Here is a 15184-nt window from a genome sequence, read left to right as displayed (position 1 = left end):
CCGGGAGTTCAGGGACGGGCCCCGTTGCCCTGCCCCGCCCGCACGAGCCCCGACTCGTACGCGGCGATGACCGCCTGCGCGCGGTCACGGACGCCCAGCTTGGCGAAGACGCCGGTGGCGTGGTTCTTCACGGTCTGGACGCCGATCTCCATCCGCTGCGCGATCTCGGTGTTGTCGAGGCCCGCGGCGATCAGGCGGAGCACGTCGACCTCGCGCGGGGTGAGCCCGGCGAGGTCCGTGGCCGGCGGATGCGACGCCGGAGCCGGGGTCACGAAGGTGGCGAGCAGCCGGGTGAGCAGCCGCGGGGCGACCACGGACTCACCGCGGTGGACGGTGCGCAGCGCGGCCACCAGCTCCTCGGGGGAGACGTCCTTGGGCAGGAACCCCGAGGCCCCCGCCCGCAGGGCACCGACCACGTGCTCGTCCATGTCGAAGGTGCTGAGCGCGAGGACCCGGCACCCGGGCAGCTCGGCGGTCAGCCGCTCGGTGGCCCTTACGCCGTCGAGGACGGGCATGCGGATGTCCATCAGGACCACGTCGGGGCGGAGTTCGAGGGCCGAAGCGACGGCCTGCTCGCCGTCGCCCACCTCGCCGACGACCCGGATGGCGGGGTCGGAGCGCAGGATCAGGGACAGGCCCCGGCGCACCAGCGGCTGGTCGTCCGCGATGAGGACGGTGAGGCCGTCGGGCTCGGCCCCGGTCCCAGCCACGGGCGCGGGTTCGGGCGCGGGTTCGGCGGAGGATGTCATCGGATCCTGTCCTTCTCGTAGGTGTCGGCGGGCAGCGGCACGCTCGCGACCACCTCGAACCCGCCTTCCGCGCGGCTTCCGACACGCAGTGAACCGTCGTGCAGAGCGATGCGTTCCCGCATCCCCAGCAGACCGTATCCGCCGCCCGCGACGCTCCCGCCGGGTGCCTTGCCCTCACCGGTGCCGTCGTCGGCCACTTCGACGGTGACCCGGTCCGGGAGGTACGCGAGCCGCACCGTGGCGCGGGCCGCGGGGCCCGCGTGCTTGCGGGCGTTGGTCAGCGCCTCCTGCACGATGCGGTAGAGGGTGAGGCCGACCGTCATCGGCAGGGCCACGGGCCGCCCGGTGACGTGGAGTTCGGCCGGCAGACCCGCGGCGGTCGAATCGGCGACGAGCCGCTCGATGCCGTCCACCCCTGGCTGGGGTTCCGACGGCGTCTCCTCCAGCGTGTCGGTGCTGCGCAGGACCCCGAGGAGCTGGCGCATCTCGTGCAGCGCGGTGCGGCCGGACTCCTCCAGGGTCACCAGGGCCTCGCGTGCCGTCTCGGGATCGCGGTCCAGGGTCGACCTGGCCCCGCCGGACATCAGGTACATGGTGGTGATGTGGTGGGCCACGATGTCGTGGAGCTCCCGCGCGATGCGGCGCCGTTCCTCGGTCACCGCGCGGTCGGCCAGGAGCGTGCGGTTGATGTCCAGCTGCCGCTTCCACTGCCGCACGGCCAGGCCCACGGCGACGATGAGGCAGGGCGTGAGCAGCACATCGGTGATGCCCATGCCCAGGAACGGTATGTCGTTGTGCAGATAGCGCACGAGCTGCACGGGCGCTGTCGCCACGACACCCAGCGCCACGGCGCGCGGCCCGCTGTACCTGGCCACGGTGTAGAGCGCGACCGCGACGGCGCCTCCGTAGCTGTTCGACATCGGGGCGCCCGGGTCGACGGCGAGACCCAGATTGACGGCGAGCTGCACGACGAGGACCGCGCCGAGCACCGGCACGGGGTGATGGCGCCGGAAGAGCAGCGGGAGCACGGAGGAAGCGACCAGCAGGACACCGAGCACGGTGACCGGCGCCCCCGGGCCCTCCTCGCCCGGGGCGAGGTAGGCCAGTACGTCGAGCCCCACCGCGACGACGGCGACCGCCACGTCACCCGGCGTCGGCCGCGCCCTGCCCGTGGGCGGTACGGGTGGGAAGAAATCGCGGCCCATCCGGGCGCCTCCAAGAAAGCCGGTTCGGCGGGCCCTGTCGTCCCGCCTTTACGCCCCATTACATCCCGGCGCACGGGCACATGAATGGCCGCAGGGGCGGTTCTTCCACCCAGTACCGGAGTACTGCCCGCCACGAAGTACCGGACCAGGGTCAGGGGTGCGTCCCCTTCCGGCGGCCGACGCTCTCAAGGGGCCCCGCGTGATGACCTGTTGGCATGATTCGCAAGCTGACCTCGTTCTCCACCCGACACCGATGGCTGACCATCGTCGTCTGGACCATCCTCGGAGCGGCACTGTCGTTCGTGGGGCAAACGATGATGTACGACGTCACCGACTCCCAGGCCGGGGACTTCCTGCCCAAGAAATACGACTCGGCCGTCGCATTGCGCATCGCGGAGGACGAATTCGGCACCAAGCCCGACCCCAACGCCCTGACCGTGCTGGTCGCCAGGGACGACGGCGGCAAGCTCACGGCGGGCGACCAGCGGCACATCGCGGCCACCGCGGCCGACCTGGGCCGGGAGCGGATCGTCGCACCGAAGCCCGAAGAGCTCATGAAGGACCATTCCCAGACCCCGCGCGTCTCGCCGGGTGCCGTGGCCCCGGACAAGAGTTTCCGGCTCCTCACGGTCTCTCTCGACGGAAATCCCAATGACCCGGGTCTGCAGGACGTCTACAAGGAATTCCGTGACGGCGCGAAGGACGAATTCGCCGCCGACGGCCTACGCGTGGGATTCACCGGCGGATTGGCCTCCACGGTGGACAACACGGACGCGGAGGAATCCACGGGGAAAGTCGTCGGCATGCTGACGATGGGCCTCATCGTCCTTCTGAACGTGCTGGTGTTCCGCAGCCTGGCGGCCGCGTTCGTGCCGCTGATCGCGGTGGCGCTGATCGGCGGTGTCGCATCGGGAGCGGTGGTCGGCGCGGCGAAGCTCTTCGGTATCGTCCTCGACCCTTCCACGCCCTCGCTGATCGGTGTCGTGCTCCTGGGAATCGGCATCGACTACTTCCTCTTCCTGATGTTCCGCTTCAGGGAGCAGTTGCGTAACCACCCCGAGCAGAACGCCCGGACGGCCGCGGCCGAGACGACCGGGCGTGTGGGCAACGCGATCACGTCCGCCGCCCTGACCATCGTGGCGGCCTTCGCGACCCTCGGCCTCGCGAGCTTCGGACAGTTCCGGGTCCTCGGCCCCGCGATCGCGATCTCCGTACTCGTGATGCTCCTCGCCAGCCTCACGCTGATGCCCGCGCTTCTCGCCCTGCTCGGGCGCGGCATGTTCTGGCCCGCACGTGCCTGGAAGAAGGAGCGCACCGGCGGCGTCAGCGCACGCCTGGGGCACGCGGTGAGCGCCAGGCCGGTGCGGTACGCCCTCGGCAGCCTGGTGCTCCTGTGCGCCCTCGGCGCGGGCGCGGTCGGCATGAAGATGAGTTACGACCAGCAGGGCCTGCCCGAGACCGCGTCGGTCAGGACGGCGGAGCAGATCGCGCGCAGCCTGCCCGCGGGCGTGTCCGACCCGCACAGCGTGTACGTACGGAGCACGAACGGCTCCGACATCAAGGAGAGTTCGCTCACCGGGATGACCCGTGCCCTCGGCAAGGCGCAGGGCGTCGGGGAGGTCGGCGAACCGGTGCTCAGCAAGGACCGCACGGCCGCGCGGGTCGATCTCTTCCTGAGCGTCGAGTCCGATACGCAGAAGGCGCGCGACCTGGTCTCGGGGCCGGTCAGGGACACGGTGGCGCGGACCGCTCCGGAGGGCACCGAGGCGTACGTCACGGGAACGGCCGCGCTCTTCGCCGACATCTCGACGGCCGTGGAGAAGGACCTGCGTCTGGTGTTCCCGGTCGCGGCCCTGCTGATCGCGGTGATCCTCTTCCTGCTGCTGCGCTCCTTGCTGGCACCGGTCGTGCTGCTGATCGCCGTGGGGCTCGGGTTCGTGGCCACCCTCGGCGCGAGCACGCTGGTCTTCCAGCACGGCCTCGACAGGACCGGGGTCTCGTTCACGCTGCCCCTGGTGCTCTTCCTGTTCGTCGTCGCCCTCGGCACCGACTACAACATCCTGATCACCGACCGGATCAGGGAGGAGATGGAGAAGCCGGTCCCGGCAAGGCACGCCGTGGCCGAGGCGGTGCGGCACACCGCACCCGCCGTCGCCACGGCCGGAATCGTGCTCGCCGGTTCCTTCGCAAGCCTGGCCGCGAGCCCCGCGACCCAGGAGATCGGCTTCGCGACCGGCCTGGGGATTCTCCTGTCCTCGCTGGTGCTCTCCCTCGTCCTGGTGCCCGCGCTCGCCGCGATCCTGGGCCGCGGGCTGTGGTGGCCGCGCAGGTCGAACAAGACCCGGGGCCGCCACCACACGCCGGACGGGCCGCCACCCGCTCCCGAGGAGTACTGGCCGCAGGCCTCTGCCCGGGCGTACTCCGAACGGCACTAGGCGGCACGGCCGTCACGGAGTCGGTGGCCGTCACACGGCCACCGACTCCTCCATCTCCTCCTCCTGCTCCCGCTGTTCGTGCCCGGCCTCGTGGCCGGGCACGGGCGCGTCCACCGCTGCCCGCGCACGCCGCTCCCAGAGCGCCGCGATGCCGGTGATCACCAGGCCGAGCAGCAGCCACGCGGCCAGGGTCCACACGTGCTGGGCGAGGCCGTGGACGCCGAAGTACAGGTGGCTGCGGATGCCCTCGACGAATCCGGCACCGTTCCAGAAGGCGTGCAGGGAGCCGAAGAAGCCGTTCTGGAGCTCCGGCCTGAACAGACCGCCGGACGAGGTGAAGTTGAGCATGACGAAGAGGACCATCATCGTCAGCGTCGTCCAGCGCTTCAGGAACGTGTGCAGTCCGATGCCGATGAAGAGGATGCCGGCCGCGTAGAGCCATGCCATGGCCCACACGCCCCACAGGCCCTGGTGCACCAGGTGGAAGACGGGCCCGGCGAGCGCCGCGCCGATCAGGCTCACGGCGAACGAGACGCCGAGGGCGAGCGCCGCCCGGGCCCGCATCCGCATTCCGGCCCCGGCGGCCCCCAGCGCCGCCACCGACGCGTACGAGCCGATGCTCACCGCGACGAGCAGGAAGAACAGGCCCTGCCCCGTGGGGTCGTCGTCGACGGTCGGCGCCACATCGGAGACCTTCAGCGGCACGCCCCGCTCCGCCGCGACCGGCGTGAAGATCTTCTCGACCGCCATGGCGCTCATGTCGGAGCCCGCGGTGGCCACGATCACCTCGGGGGTCTTGGCGTCGGGGACGTAGGCCCCCGATATATCCATCGACTTGAGCGCGTCGACCGCCTGGGCGCGTGAGCCGACGGTCCGTACGTCGAGGGCGTCGCCCGCCTTGTCCTTGACGGTCTGCGCGAGGGCCTGCGTCTGCTCGCCCGAACCGACGACGGCGATCGGCAGCTCGTGGGGCTGCGGCGTGACGAACGCGCCCATGTAGGCGAGGCCCATGCCGAGGCACATCAGCAGGGGTGTGACGAGGTGCAGCAAGACGTGACGGAGTGGTCCGGAGGCTGTTGCCGGGCCGGCTGATGCCTTGTGGGCGGGCGCCGAGGTGGCGGTCATCGGAAGACCTCTCGCGATAGTTGGCGTATACACTCATTCTCGGTGTTGTACTGTACAACCATTCGTGGAGAGGGAGAAATCGTGGCCGACCGGGACGCGTCCATCGAGATCATTCAGCGGGAGATGACGGCGTTCGCGCGGCGGGCCCGCGCCACCGCCGCGCGGATGCACCCCGAGCTCTCGCTCGTGTCGTACACACTCCTGAGTCACCTCGAGTACCAGGGCGGATGCCGGGCCACCGATCTCGCGGCGCACTACACGCTGGACAAGTCGACGATCAGCAGGCAGGTGGGGGCCCTGGAGAAGGCCGGTCTGGTGGAGCGGCGGCTCGATCCGACCGACCACCGGGTGCACGTGCTGCACCTCACCGACCGGGGTATCGAGGTGCTCGCGCAGGTCACCGATGCGCGCCGGGTCGCGTTCCAGGAGCGGCTCACGGAGTGGAGCGGGCCCGACCTGGAGAAGTTCGCCGAGTGTCTGCTGCGCTACAACGACGCCGCGTCGCGGAGCGGCCTTGACGTCGAGTAGGCCGGGCGGATCCGGAGGTATCGAGTAGGCCGGGCGGATCCGGAATGGGGTTGCACGAGACGTCTCGTCTCGTTTAAGGTCCGGGCATGACCACACGCCAGCGTGCCCATATCGCCATGTTCTCCATCGCCGCGCACGGGCACGTCAACCCGAGCCTCGAAGTGATCCGCGAGCTCGTCGCCCGCGGCCACCGCGTCACGTACGCGATCCCGCACCTCTTCGAGGAGAAGGTCGCCGAGACCGGCGCCGAGCCCGTCCTCTTCACGACGACACTGCCCGGCCCGGACGACGACCCGGAGGCGTGGGGCACCGAACTGATCGACAACATCGAGCCGTTCCTCACCGAGGCGATCGAGACGCTGCCGCAGCTGGCGGCGGCGTACGAAGGAGACGAGCCGGACCTCGTGCTGCACGACATCACCTCCTATCCCGCGCGCGTGCTCGCCCGCCGCTGGGGTGTGCCCGAGATCTCGCTCTCGCCGAACCTGGTGGCCTGGGACGGGTACGAGGAAGAGGTCGCGGAGCCGATGTACGCCGACCTGAAGGAGACCGAGCGCGGCAAGGCCTATTACGCGCGCTTCCACGCCTGGCTGGAGGAGAACGGGATCAGCCAGCACCCCGATCCCTTCGTCGGCCGCCCGCCGCGCTCCCTCGTCCTGATCCCCAAGGCGTTCCAGCCGAACGCCGACCGGGTCGACGAGACGGTGCACACGTTCGTCGGCGCCTGTCAGGGCGACCGGTCGGCGCAGGGCGACTGGGAGCGTCCCGCCGGCGCGCAGAAGGTACTGCTCGTCTCACTCGGCTCGTCCTTCACCAAGCAGCCCGCCTTCTACCGTGAGTGCGTCAAGGCGTTCGGGGGTCTGCCCGGTTGGCATGTCGTGCTTCAGGTCGGCAAACATGTCGAGGCGAGTGAACTGGGGGACGTCCCGGGGAATGTGGAAGTCCGTCAGTGGGTGCCGCAGCTCGCGGTCCTCAAGCAGGCCGACGCCTTCATCACGCACGCAGGCGCGGGCGGCAGTCAGGAAGGTCTCGCCACCGCGACGCCGATGGTCGCCGTGCCGCAGGCCGTCGACCAGTTCGGCAACGCGGACATGCTCCAGGGGCTCGGGGTGGCCCGGCACGTACCGGTGGAGGAGGCCACCGCCGAGACGCTGCGGGCGGCCGTGCTCGGCCTGGTCGACGATCCGGAGGTGGCGCGTCGACTCGCCGATGTGCAGGCCGGGATGGCGGGGGAGGGCGGCACGAAGAGGGCGGCCGACCTGATCGAGGAGGAGCTCGCGAAGGCGGCCGGGCGGGCCGGGGCGTAACACTCCGTGAAGCGTTTCTGTTACGAACTGGTCATTTTTGTTACGACCCGGTCATTCGGTAACGCTCAGGTAACGCAGGGTGGTTCTGGCATAGGTATTGACTCGTCCTGAAAGGTTGACCGTTACCCCCCACCAAAGGTTGCACACCCAGGTTCTTGTTCCTTGAACCAATGTCTTCTTAGCGTGAGGTGAACGTTCCGCGAACGCCAGGAAGTTGACCCCCATGCGACGAGACATACCGCCCCTCGACGAGGTGCGCCGCATCACCCAGAAGAAGCGCGATGCCTGGTGGACCGTGATTCTGGTCGACCCGGTCGCCACGCCGCTCGTGCGGTGGACGGCGATGCGGACCAGAATCACGCCCAACCAGATCACCTGGGGCGCGTTCTTGCTGGGGCTCGTCTCCGCGGCGTTCTTCGCGCTGGGCGACTGGCAGTGGCTGGTCGCCGGTGCCGTCGTCTACCACTTCAGCTTCATCCTCGACTGCATGGACGGCAAGGTCGCCCGCCTCACCGGCACCGGCTCGGTGTTCGGGGCGTGGCTCGACTTCGTCTTCGACCGCATCCGTGTGATGGCGTGCGCGGTGGCCCTGATGGGCGGCCAGTTCCACCGCACCGGGGACGCGTTCTACATCTGGGCCGCGGTCGCCGTGGTCGCCCTCGACACGCTGCGTTACATCAACGGGCTCGAGATCTTCAAGATCCGTCACACCATGCGTAAGCAGATCAAGGTCCGCATGAGGGCGGCCCGCCGGGCCGAGAACGAAGCCGAGCTGGCCTTCATGGAGGACCTGCTCCGGGACAACCCCGAGGCCGACATCGAGCAGGACATGCAGAAGGCGCAGTCGGAGCAGGGGGTTCCGGAAACCCCGGAGGCCCCTGAGCCCGTGTCCAAGCGCCAGGTCATCGACCTGCACCAGGAGTTCCGCCACAAGTTCCCCGCGTACCTGCGGGCGCGGTCCTTCCTGCTGCGGCACCGGATCCGTACGCACCTGGTGAGCGGCATCGAGTTCCAGATGGGTGTCTTCATGATCGGCCCGCTGTTCGACGTGGTGCTCCCGGCGACGATCGTCTCCGGTGCGCTGCTCCTCGTCTTCGAGCTGGCCATCATCTACAAGCTGCTGCTTTCGACGCGGGACTTCACGCGGACGATCGATTCCTTCGAGGAGCGCAAGCTGATCGCGGCAGCGTAGGCGGGCCGGGGGCCTGGGGCGCCGTTCATCACCGGCTTCGCCGAGTTCGTCCTCAAACGCCGGACGGGCTGAAGCTTCCCGGCCGGGCTGGATGTCTCCAGCCCGGCCGGGAAGTTCTAGCCCGTCACTCGGACCCGCTCCCCGGGCCGGGACACCGGCACCTCCTCCGCGGAGGACTCGTCATGCGTGAAGTCCGGTAGCCACCTCAGCCACCGCGGTAGGTACCAGTTCCGCTCCCCGAGCAGCGCCATCACCGCCGGGAGCAGTACGCCCCGGATCACCGTCGCGTCGATCAGGACCGCCGCCGCGAGGCCTACGCCCATCTGTTTCATGGACTGCATGGACAGCGTCCCGAAGATCGCGAAGACGGCGACCATGATCACGGCCGCGCTCGTCACGACGCCCGCCGTGGTCACCACGCCGTGGCTGATCGCATCCCTCGTCGTACGCCCCTGAAGCCGCGCCTCCCGGATCCGGGACACGACGAACACGTGGTAGTCCATCGAGAGGCCGAACAGGATCACGAACAGGAACAGCGGCAGCCACGCGATGATCGCGCCCACTCCCTCGGCGCCCACCAGCGACGCGCCCCAGCCGTGCTGGAAGACCATCACGAGGATTCCGTAGGCCGCCCCCACCGACAGCAGGTTGAGGACGGTCGACGTGACCGCGATCGTCAGCGAGCGGAACGACAGCAGCATCAGCACGAACGCGAAGACCACCACGAATGCGAAGACCGGCGGCACGGACGACGAGAGCTGGTCGTTGAAGTCCTTCGACCCGGCCACCTGGCCCGTCACCGGGGCCTCGACCCCGTCGACCTCGCCCAGCGTCGCGGGCCGCACGTCATCCCGTAGCAGGTCGAGACTCTTCTCGGCCTTTTCCTGGTCGGAGCCGCCGACCAGCGGCACGGTCAGGAACGCGACGTTCTCGCCCTTGTGCACCTTCATGTCGACCGGTCCCTTGGAGGCCCCCGAACTCACCGCCCGCTCGCGGAAGTCGGCGATCGCCGCCCGCACCGGAGCCGCATCGATGTCGTCGGCCTTGACCACCACCTCGGCGGGTTCCGAGCCGCCGGGGAACGCCTCGTTCACCCGCTCGTACGTCGCCACGATCGGCAGCGAGTCGCCGAACTCCTGGTCCAGCGTGAGCTGTTGGGTCTTCATGCCGAGCGCAGGCAGCGCGATCGCCGCCAGGACGCCCGCCGCGATCACCACCGAGACGACCGGACGCTTCAGGACCCGGCCGACGACCGCGCGCCACAGCCTGCTCTCGCTGGGTACGCCGCCCGCCCGCTCCTTGCGCCGCAGGAACGGCACGCGGCCCTTCTCCACCCGCTCGCCCAGGAGGGAGAGCAGCGCGGGCAGGACCGTCACCGAACCCACCATGGCGACCGCGACCACCATCAGCGAGGCGACGCCCATCGCCTCGAACTCGCCGATGCCGGTGAACAGCATGCCCGCCATCGCCACGCACACCGTGATGCCCGAGACGACCACGGCCCGGCCACTGGTGGCCGCCGCGATGCGCAGCGCGGTCTGCGCGTCGTGGCCCTTGGCGCGCTCCTCGCGTTCGCGCCGCAGATAGAAGAGGCAGTAGTCGACGCCGACCGCGAGGCCGACCAGGAGCATCACCGAGTTCGCGGTCTCGCTCATCGGCTGGACCTGGCTGACCAAGGCCATCAGGCCCATCGTCGCCATGATCGCGGTGACGGCCAGGGCCACCGGGAGCAGCGCGGCGACCAGCGCGCCGAAGGCGATGAGCAGGATGCCGAAGGCCACCGGCACCGCGGAGTACTCGGCCTGCTGGAAGTCCTTGCCGAAGGCGTCGTCGAACGTCTTCTGCATGCTGGCGCCGCCGAGCTCCTCGATCCGCAGCCCCTCGCGCTCGTGCGCGTCCGCCACCTTGTCGACCGCGTCGAGGACCGGCCCCACCCGGTCGCCCGCGGTCTCGTCGTCACCGCGCATGTCGAACCGCACCAGGGCACTGCGGCCGTCCTTGGAGACCGAGTCGCTCTTGTACGGCGACGTCACCGCCGTCACCTCACCGGTGGCCCCGACCGCCTTCATGACGTCGTCGACGGCCTGGCGGAAGCGTGGATCGGTCGCCTTGAGGGCGTTGCCGCCCCGCTCCTTCGTCTGGATCAGGACGCTCTCGCCGACCGGTTCCTTGATTCCGGCGTCGTCCACGATCCCTGTCGCCTGGTTGATCTCGCCCTTGAGATCGTTCTGGTCGACGTCGGTACGGCCCACGGCCGAGCCGATCCCCATGGACACGACGACGAAGAGCACCCAGATGCCCACGGCCGCCCATCGGTGCCTGGCGCTCCATCCGCCGGCACGGGCGGCTATCCCCCGTACTCGCCTGTTCTGATTCCCCATGGCTCGAAGCTAGGGCGGGGCCGGGAATCGCTCGTCGTGCTGGCCGGTGAACCGGGCGGGCGCGCTCTCCTCCCTGCGGACCGCAGGCCCTCCTCGTCAAGAAGGAGCAAGGCCGTCACAAGCCCCTTACATCTATGACGACTTGAGGGGAGGGGCCGCGCGGTGTCCGATCTGCCGACGGGGGCCCGTTTTGTTATTACAGAACCTTGTTGAACAAGTCACAGGTGCATGTAGGTATTGATCTGCGCGCGTCAATCAGACATGGTTTCGTCCCAACGCCCGGAGATCTTCCGGATCTCGGGGGCCGTTGCAGTGAAGTTTTGAAACCCCCCACATCCCCCCACATCACCACGAGGAGATCCCTCTTCATGGCAACACACAAGCGTGCACGCTCGGTGAAGCTCGTCTCGGCGATAGCCGCGACCGCCACCGCAGTCGGCGTCACCGTCTTCGCCACCTCGTTCGCCGGTGCGGCAACCCCCGCCGAGGGCAAGGTCTACGGAGCCGACGCCAAGGGTGCCGTCTCCGGCAGCTACATCGTCATGCTCGACGAGAAGGCCGACAAGGGCGCCAAGTCCGACCTCGCCGAGGAGTACGGCGGCGAGCTGAAGCGGAACTACTCGTCCGCGATCAACGGCTTCTCGGCCAAGAGCCTCACCGAGACCGAGGCCAAGCGCCTGGCCGCCGACCCGGCCGTCGGCAAGGTCGTCCAGTCCAAGAAGTTCAGCATCGACGCCACCCAGGACAACCCGCCGTCGTGGGGCCTGGACCGCGTCGACCAGGCGGACACCGCGGGCGACAAGAAGTACACGTACCCCGACGCGGCCGGTGAGGGCGCCACGGCGTACGTCATCGACACCGGCGTCCGCGTCAGCCACAAGGACTTCGGCGGTCGCGCCACGTCCGGCTTCGACGCCATCGACAACGACGACAACGCGGACGACGGCAACGGCCACGGCACGCACGTCGCCGGCACCATCGCAGGTGAGGCGCACGGCGTCGCCAAGAAGGCGAAGATCGTCGCGGTCCGCGTCCTGGACGACCAGGGCTCCGGCACCACCGAGCAGGTCGTCGCGGGCATCGACTGGGTCACCAAGAACCACCAGGGCCCCTCGGTCGCCAACATGAGCCTCGGCGGCGGCGCCGACGAGGCGCTCGACGCGGCGGTCCAGAAGGCGATCGCCTCCGGCGTCACCTTCGCGGTCGCGGCCGGCAACGAGTCCTCGGACGCAGGTCAGGGCTCTCCGTCCCGCGTGAAGGAAGCCATCACGGTCGCCTCCTCCACCAAGGACGACGAGCAGTCGGACTTCTCCAACTTCGGTTCGGTCGTGGACATCTACGCCCCGGGCTCGGACATCACGTCCGCCTGGAACACGGACGACGACGCCACCAACACGATCTCCGGTACGTCGATGGCGACCCCGCACGTCGTGGGCGCCGCAGCCATCTACGTCGCGGCCCACCCGGACGCCAAGCCGGACGCCGTCGCCAAGGCGCTGACCGACGGTGCGACCGCGGACAAGATCTCGAACCCGAGCGAGGGCACGCCGAACAAGCTGCTCAAGGTCGTCGAGTAACACCCGGTCGGGCAACACCCATAGGACCGACGGCCGTCGCGCCCACCCCCACGGGGTGCGACGGCCGTCTTATGGTGTGCGGATGACGGTCAAGGCATACGCGGCGCTTCTTCGCGGCATCAATGTGGGCGGCAAGAGGAAAGTGCCGATGGGGGAGTTGCGCCCGCTCCTCTCCGGTCTCGGATTCGGCGACGTACGCACCCATCTGCAGAGCGGCAACGCGGTCTTCACCTGCGAGGCCGCCGACGAGGACGCCCTGGCCGCGCGGATCGGCGAGGCCATCGAGCGGCACTTCGGCTTCGACGTGGACGTCCTGGTGCGCGACGGCGCGTATCTGAAGGCGGTCGCCGACGCCTGCCCCTTCCCCGCGGCCACGCTCGAAGGAAAGCAGCTGCACGTCACGTACTTCTCCGAGCCGGTGGACGCCTCCCGGTTCGACGCGCTCGACCGGGCGGCCTTCCTGCCCGAGGAGTTCCGACTCGGTGACCGCGCCCTCTACCTCTACGCCCCGGACGGCCTCGGCCGCTCCAAACTGGGCGAGGTCCTGTCGCGTCCGGCCCTGTTCAAGGGCGTCGTCGCCACCTCCCGCAACTGGAACACGGTCTCCAAGCTGGTCGAGCTGACGCAGGAGCCGAGCCGTGGCTGACCGCACGCCCGCCGTCGACGCGGCCATCGAGGCCGAACTGCGCCTGCTCGCCCCCGAGGTCCGTGCGTCGCCCGAGCTGCTCGGGGAGCTGCTGCACCCGGAGTTCACCGAATTCGGCACCTCGGGCACCCACTGGGACCGCGCGTCGATCATCAAGGCCCTGACCGAGAGCGCGAACAGGACCGGCCGCCCGATCATGACCTCGCGGATGCGGGGCGTCCAGCTCGCCGACGGCGTCGTGCACCTCACCTTCGACACCGAGAGCAACGGCCGCCTCGCGCACCGCAGTTCGCTGTGGCGGCTGTACGAGGGCGAGTGGCTGCTCTGGTTCCACCAGGGGACGCCGTTCAGCGTGGAAGCGCCGCCGGAAGCCTGATCTTCGCGCCGTGATGTGCGAGGCTCGGCCCCATGCGCTACATCATCATCGGAGCAGGGGCGATCGGCGGCACCGTGGGCGGACGCCTCGCCGAGAGCGGACATGACGTGGTCCTCGTCGCGCGGGGTGCGCACTACGAGGCGGTACGGGAGAGCGGGCTGCGGGTCAGGACGCCCGACGGGGCGGTGACCCACCGTCTGCCCGTCGTCCAAACACCCGCCGAACTGGGCGAGTTGAGAGCGGACGACGTGCTGTTCCTCGCCGTGAAGACACAGGACGGCGCGGCCGCTCTCGACGCCTGGAGCGGGCGTCCGGTGGCGGGCGGCGGCACGGCGGGCGAGGTTCTTCCGCTGGTCTGCGCGCAGAACGGCGTGGAGAGCGAGCGCATCGCGCTGCGCCGCTTCCGCAGGGTGTACGGCATGTGTGTCTGGCTGCCCGCGACCCATGTCGAACCGGGCTCGGTCTCCGCGGCGGGTGCCCCTTACACCGGCATCCTGCACCTCGGCCGCTACCCGCAGGGCACGGACGACACCGCCCGCCTCATCTCCGCCGACCTGGAGAAGTCGAAGCTGCTCTCGCCCGTCGTGGCGGACGTGATGCGCTGGAAGTACGGCAAGCTCCTCGCCAACCTGGCCAACTCCATCGAGGCGGTCACGGGCGTGCTCAGCGGCAACGAGGCCATCGCGCTCTACCGGCGGGCGCGGGCCGAGGGCGAGGCGGTGCTCGCCGCCGCCGGCATCGAGGCGGTGAGCGAGCAGGAGCAGAAGGAGGCCCGCGGCGACCGCATCCGCTTCGAGCCCTTCGACGGCGCGGAGCGCGGCGCAGGCTCGTCCTGGCAGAGCCTGAGCCGGGGCACGGGCACCATCGAGGCGGACTACCTCAACGGCGAGATCGCGCTGCTCGGCCGCCTGCACGGAGTGCCGACGCCGGTGAACGACACCTTGCAGGGCGTGGCGAACGCGTTCGCGCGCGAGCGGCGCGACGCGGGGTCGATGCCGGTGACCGAACTGCTGGGACTCGTGGCGAAGGCAGAGGAGAGGGCGGCAGGGGAGAGGTCCTCGTAAGGCCCGTCGGCAGGGGCGGCGCATGGCCCGGAGGCCTCGACTTCAGCTGCGTACCTTCAGCCGAGCACCGACGTCATCAGGAGCGTGGTGCGGCCGTTGTCCTCAGGGACCGCTCGGCCCTGCGTGAAGCCGAGGCGCTTGAGGATGGTGAGGGACGCGATGTTCTGGGCGTCCACGGTCGCGTGCACCTCGCTCAGGCCCAAGGTCTCATGGCCGTACGTGGTGAGGAGCCGGGCCAGCTCCGTGCCGAGGCCCTTGCCCCAGCTGCCCCGGAAGAGGCCGTAGACGATCTCGTGGCCGTCGAGCCACTTCTCGGGGGACGGCTTGATCTCGGCGTGGCCGACATAGTGCCCCTCGTGCCGCACCGCCCAGACCGGGAACTGGTTCTCGGCGTACACGAGGCCGAATATCCGGCGGAACAGGGCATGGGTCTGCTCCACGCTCTGCATCCCGTCGCCGAACCAGCGGCCCACGGCCTCGTCCTGAAGGAGCGAGACGAACTGCTCCTCGTCGGCGGCGACATAGGGGGTCAGGCTCAGACGCTCGGAACGGAGTACGGGGGTCATCGGCGTGACGGTAGGGGCAGGAACCGTACTTCG

The 15184-nt window shown here is 69.6% G+C and carries 13 protein-coding genes; 8 read left to right on the top strand and 5 right to left on the bottom strand.

The features are described from left to right. Positions 1–8 precede the first annotated feature (8 nt). Positions 9–749 carry a response regulator gene (locus M4V62_RS10880; protein ID WP_249587045.1) on the bottom strand — a complete coding sequence of 247 codons (741 nt, stop codon included), beginning with the start codon at positions 747–749 and terminating at the stop codon, positions 9–11. Beyond that, complete coding sequence (locus M4V62_RS10875) at positions 746–1954, bottom strand: sensor histidine kinase (RefSeq protein WP_249587044.1); 1209 nt, start codon at positions 1952–1954, stop codon at positions 746–748. The genes M4V62_RS10880 and M4V62_RS10875 overlap by 4 nt, the downstream gene beginning before the upstream one ends. A 215-nt stretch (positions 1955–2169) precedes the next feature. Between M4V62_RS10875 and M4V62_RS10870 the strand changes: the two genes are divergently transcribed. Beyond that, on the top strand, positions 2170–4389 hold the full coding sequence (locus M4V62_RS10870; protein ID WP_249587043.1) for an MMPL family transporter: 2220 nt from the start codon (positions 2170–2172) through the stop codon (positions 4387–4389). Between the two features lie 30 nt (positions 4390–4419). Here the strand turns inward: M4V62_RS10870 and M4V62_RS10865 are convergent, their stop codons facing one another. Further along, entirely contained in the window at positions 4420–5514 is a 1095-nt protein-coding gene (locus tag M4V62_RS10865; RefSeq protein ID WP_249587042.1) for an ABC-2 transporter permease, read from the bottom strand. Positions 5515–5595: 81 nt separating this feature from the next. Between M4V62_RS10865 and M4V62_RS10860 the strand changes: the two genes are divergently transcribed. The 3 genes from M4V62_RS10860 (at position 5596) to M4V62_RS10850 (ending at position 8541) form a co-directional block, all read left to right on the top strand. Beyond that, the gene (locus M4V62_RS10860) at positions 5596–6042 is read left to right on the top strand and encodes a MarR family winged helix-turn-helix transcriptional regulator (protein ID WP_249587041.1); all 447 of its coding nucleotides are present in this window, start codon (positions 5596–5598) and stop codon (positions 6040–6042) included. Between the two features lie 86 nt (positions 6043–6128). After that, positions 6129–7349 carry a macrolide-inactivating glycosyltransferase gene (gene mgt, locus M4V62_RS10855; RefSeq protein WP_249587040.1) on the top strand — a complete coding sequence of 407 codons (1221 nt, stop codon included), beginning with the start codon at positions 6129–6131 and terminating at the stop codon, positions 7347–7349. Positions 7350–7572: 223 nt separating this feature from the next. After that, positions 7573–8541 (top strand): CDP-alcohol phosphatidyltransferase family protein, encoded by a 969-nt coding sequence (locus M4V62_RS10850; protein ID WP_249587039.1) that lies wholly within the window; start codon positions 7573–7575, stop codon positions 8539–8541. A 116-nt stretch (positions 8542–8657) separates the two neighbouring features. Here M4V62_RS10850 and M4V62_RS10845 read toward each other — a convergent pair whose 3' ends face one another. Beyond that, the gene (locus M4V62_RS10845; protein ID WP_249587038.1) at positions 8658–10922 is read right to left on the bottom strand and encodes an MMPL family transporter; all 2265 of its coding nucleotides are present in this window, start codon (positions 10920–10922) and stop codon (positions 8658–8660) included. A gap of 368 nt (positions 10923–11290) precedes the next feature. Between M4V62_RS10845 and M4V62_RS10840 the strand changes: the two genes are divergently transcribed. The 4 genes from M4V62_RS10840 (at position 11291) to M4V62_RS10825 (ending at position 14585) form a co-directional block, all read left to right on the top strand. Then, the gene (locus M4V62_RS10840; RefSeq protein ID WP_249587037.1) at positions 11291–12499 is read left to right on the top strand and encodes a S8 family peptidase; all 1209 of its coding nucleotides are present in this window, start codon (positions 11291–11293) and stop codon (positions 12497–12499) included. A gap of 82 nt (positions 12500–12581) precedes the next feature. Beyond that, complete coding sequence (locus M4V62_RS10835) at positions 12582–13145, top strand: DUF1697 domain-containing protein (RefSeq protein ID WP_249587036.1); 564 nt, start codon at positions 12582–12584, stop codon at positions 13143–13145. Continuing rightward, positions 13138–13521, top strand: a complete 384-nt coding sequence (locus M4V62_RS10830) for a nuclear transport factor 2 family protein (RefSeq protein ID WP_249587035.1) — start codon at positions 13138–13140, stop codon at positions 13519–13521. Before M4V62_RS10835 ends, M4V62_RS10830 begins: the two co-directional genes overlap by 8 nt. A 32-nt stretch (positions 13522–13553) precedes the next feature. After that, entirely contained in the window at positions 13554–14585 is a 1032-nt protein-coding gene (locus M4V62_RS10825) for a ketopantoate reductase family protein (protein ID WP_249587034.1), read from the top strand. A gap of 56 nt (positions 14586–14641) precedes the next feature. Here M4V62_RS10825 and M4V62_RS10820 read toward each other — a convergent pair whose 3' ends face one another. Continuing rightward, positions 14642–15151 (bottom strand): GNAT family N-acetyltransferase, encoded by a 510-nt coding sequence (locus M4V62_RS10820; protein ID WP_249587033.1) that lies wholly within the window; start codon positions 15149–15151, stop codon positions 14642–14644. Between the last annotated feature and the right edge of the window lie 33 nt (positions 15152–15184).

Origin of the sequence: Streptomyces durmitorensis (assembly GCF_023498005.1) — a bacterium.
Taxonomy (GTDB): domain Bacteria; phylum Actinomycetota; class Actinomycetes; order Streptomycetales; family Streptomycetaceae; genus Streptomyces; species Streptomyces durmitorensis.
The sequence above is the reverse complement of the archived record's forward strand: the minus strand, read 5'-3'. Positions and strand labels throughout refer to the sequence as shown.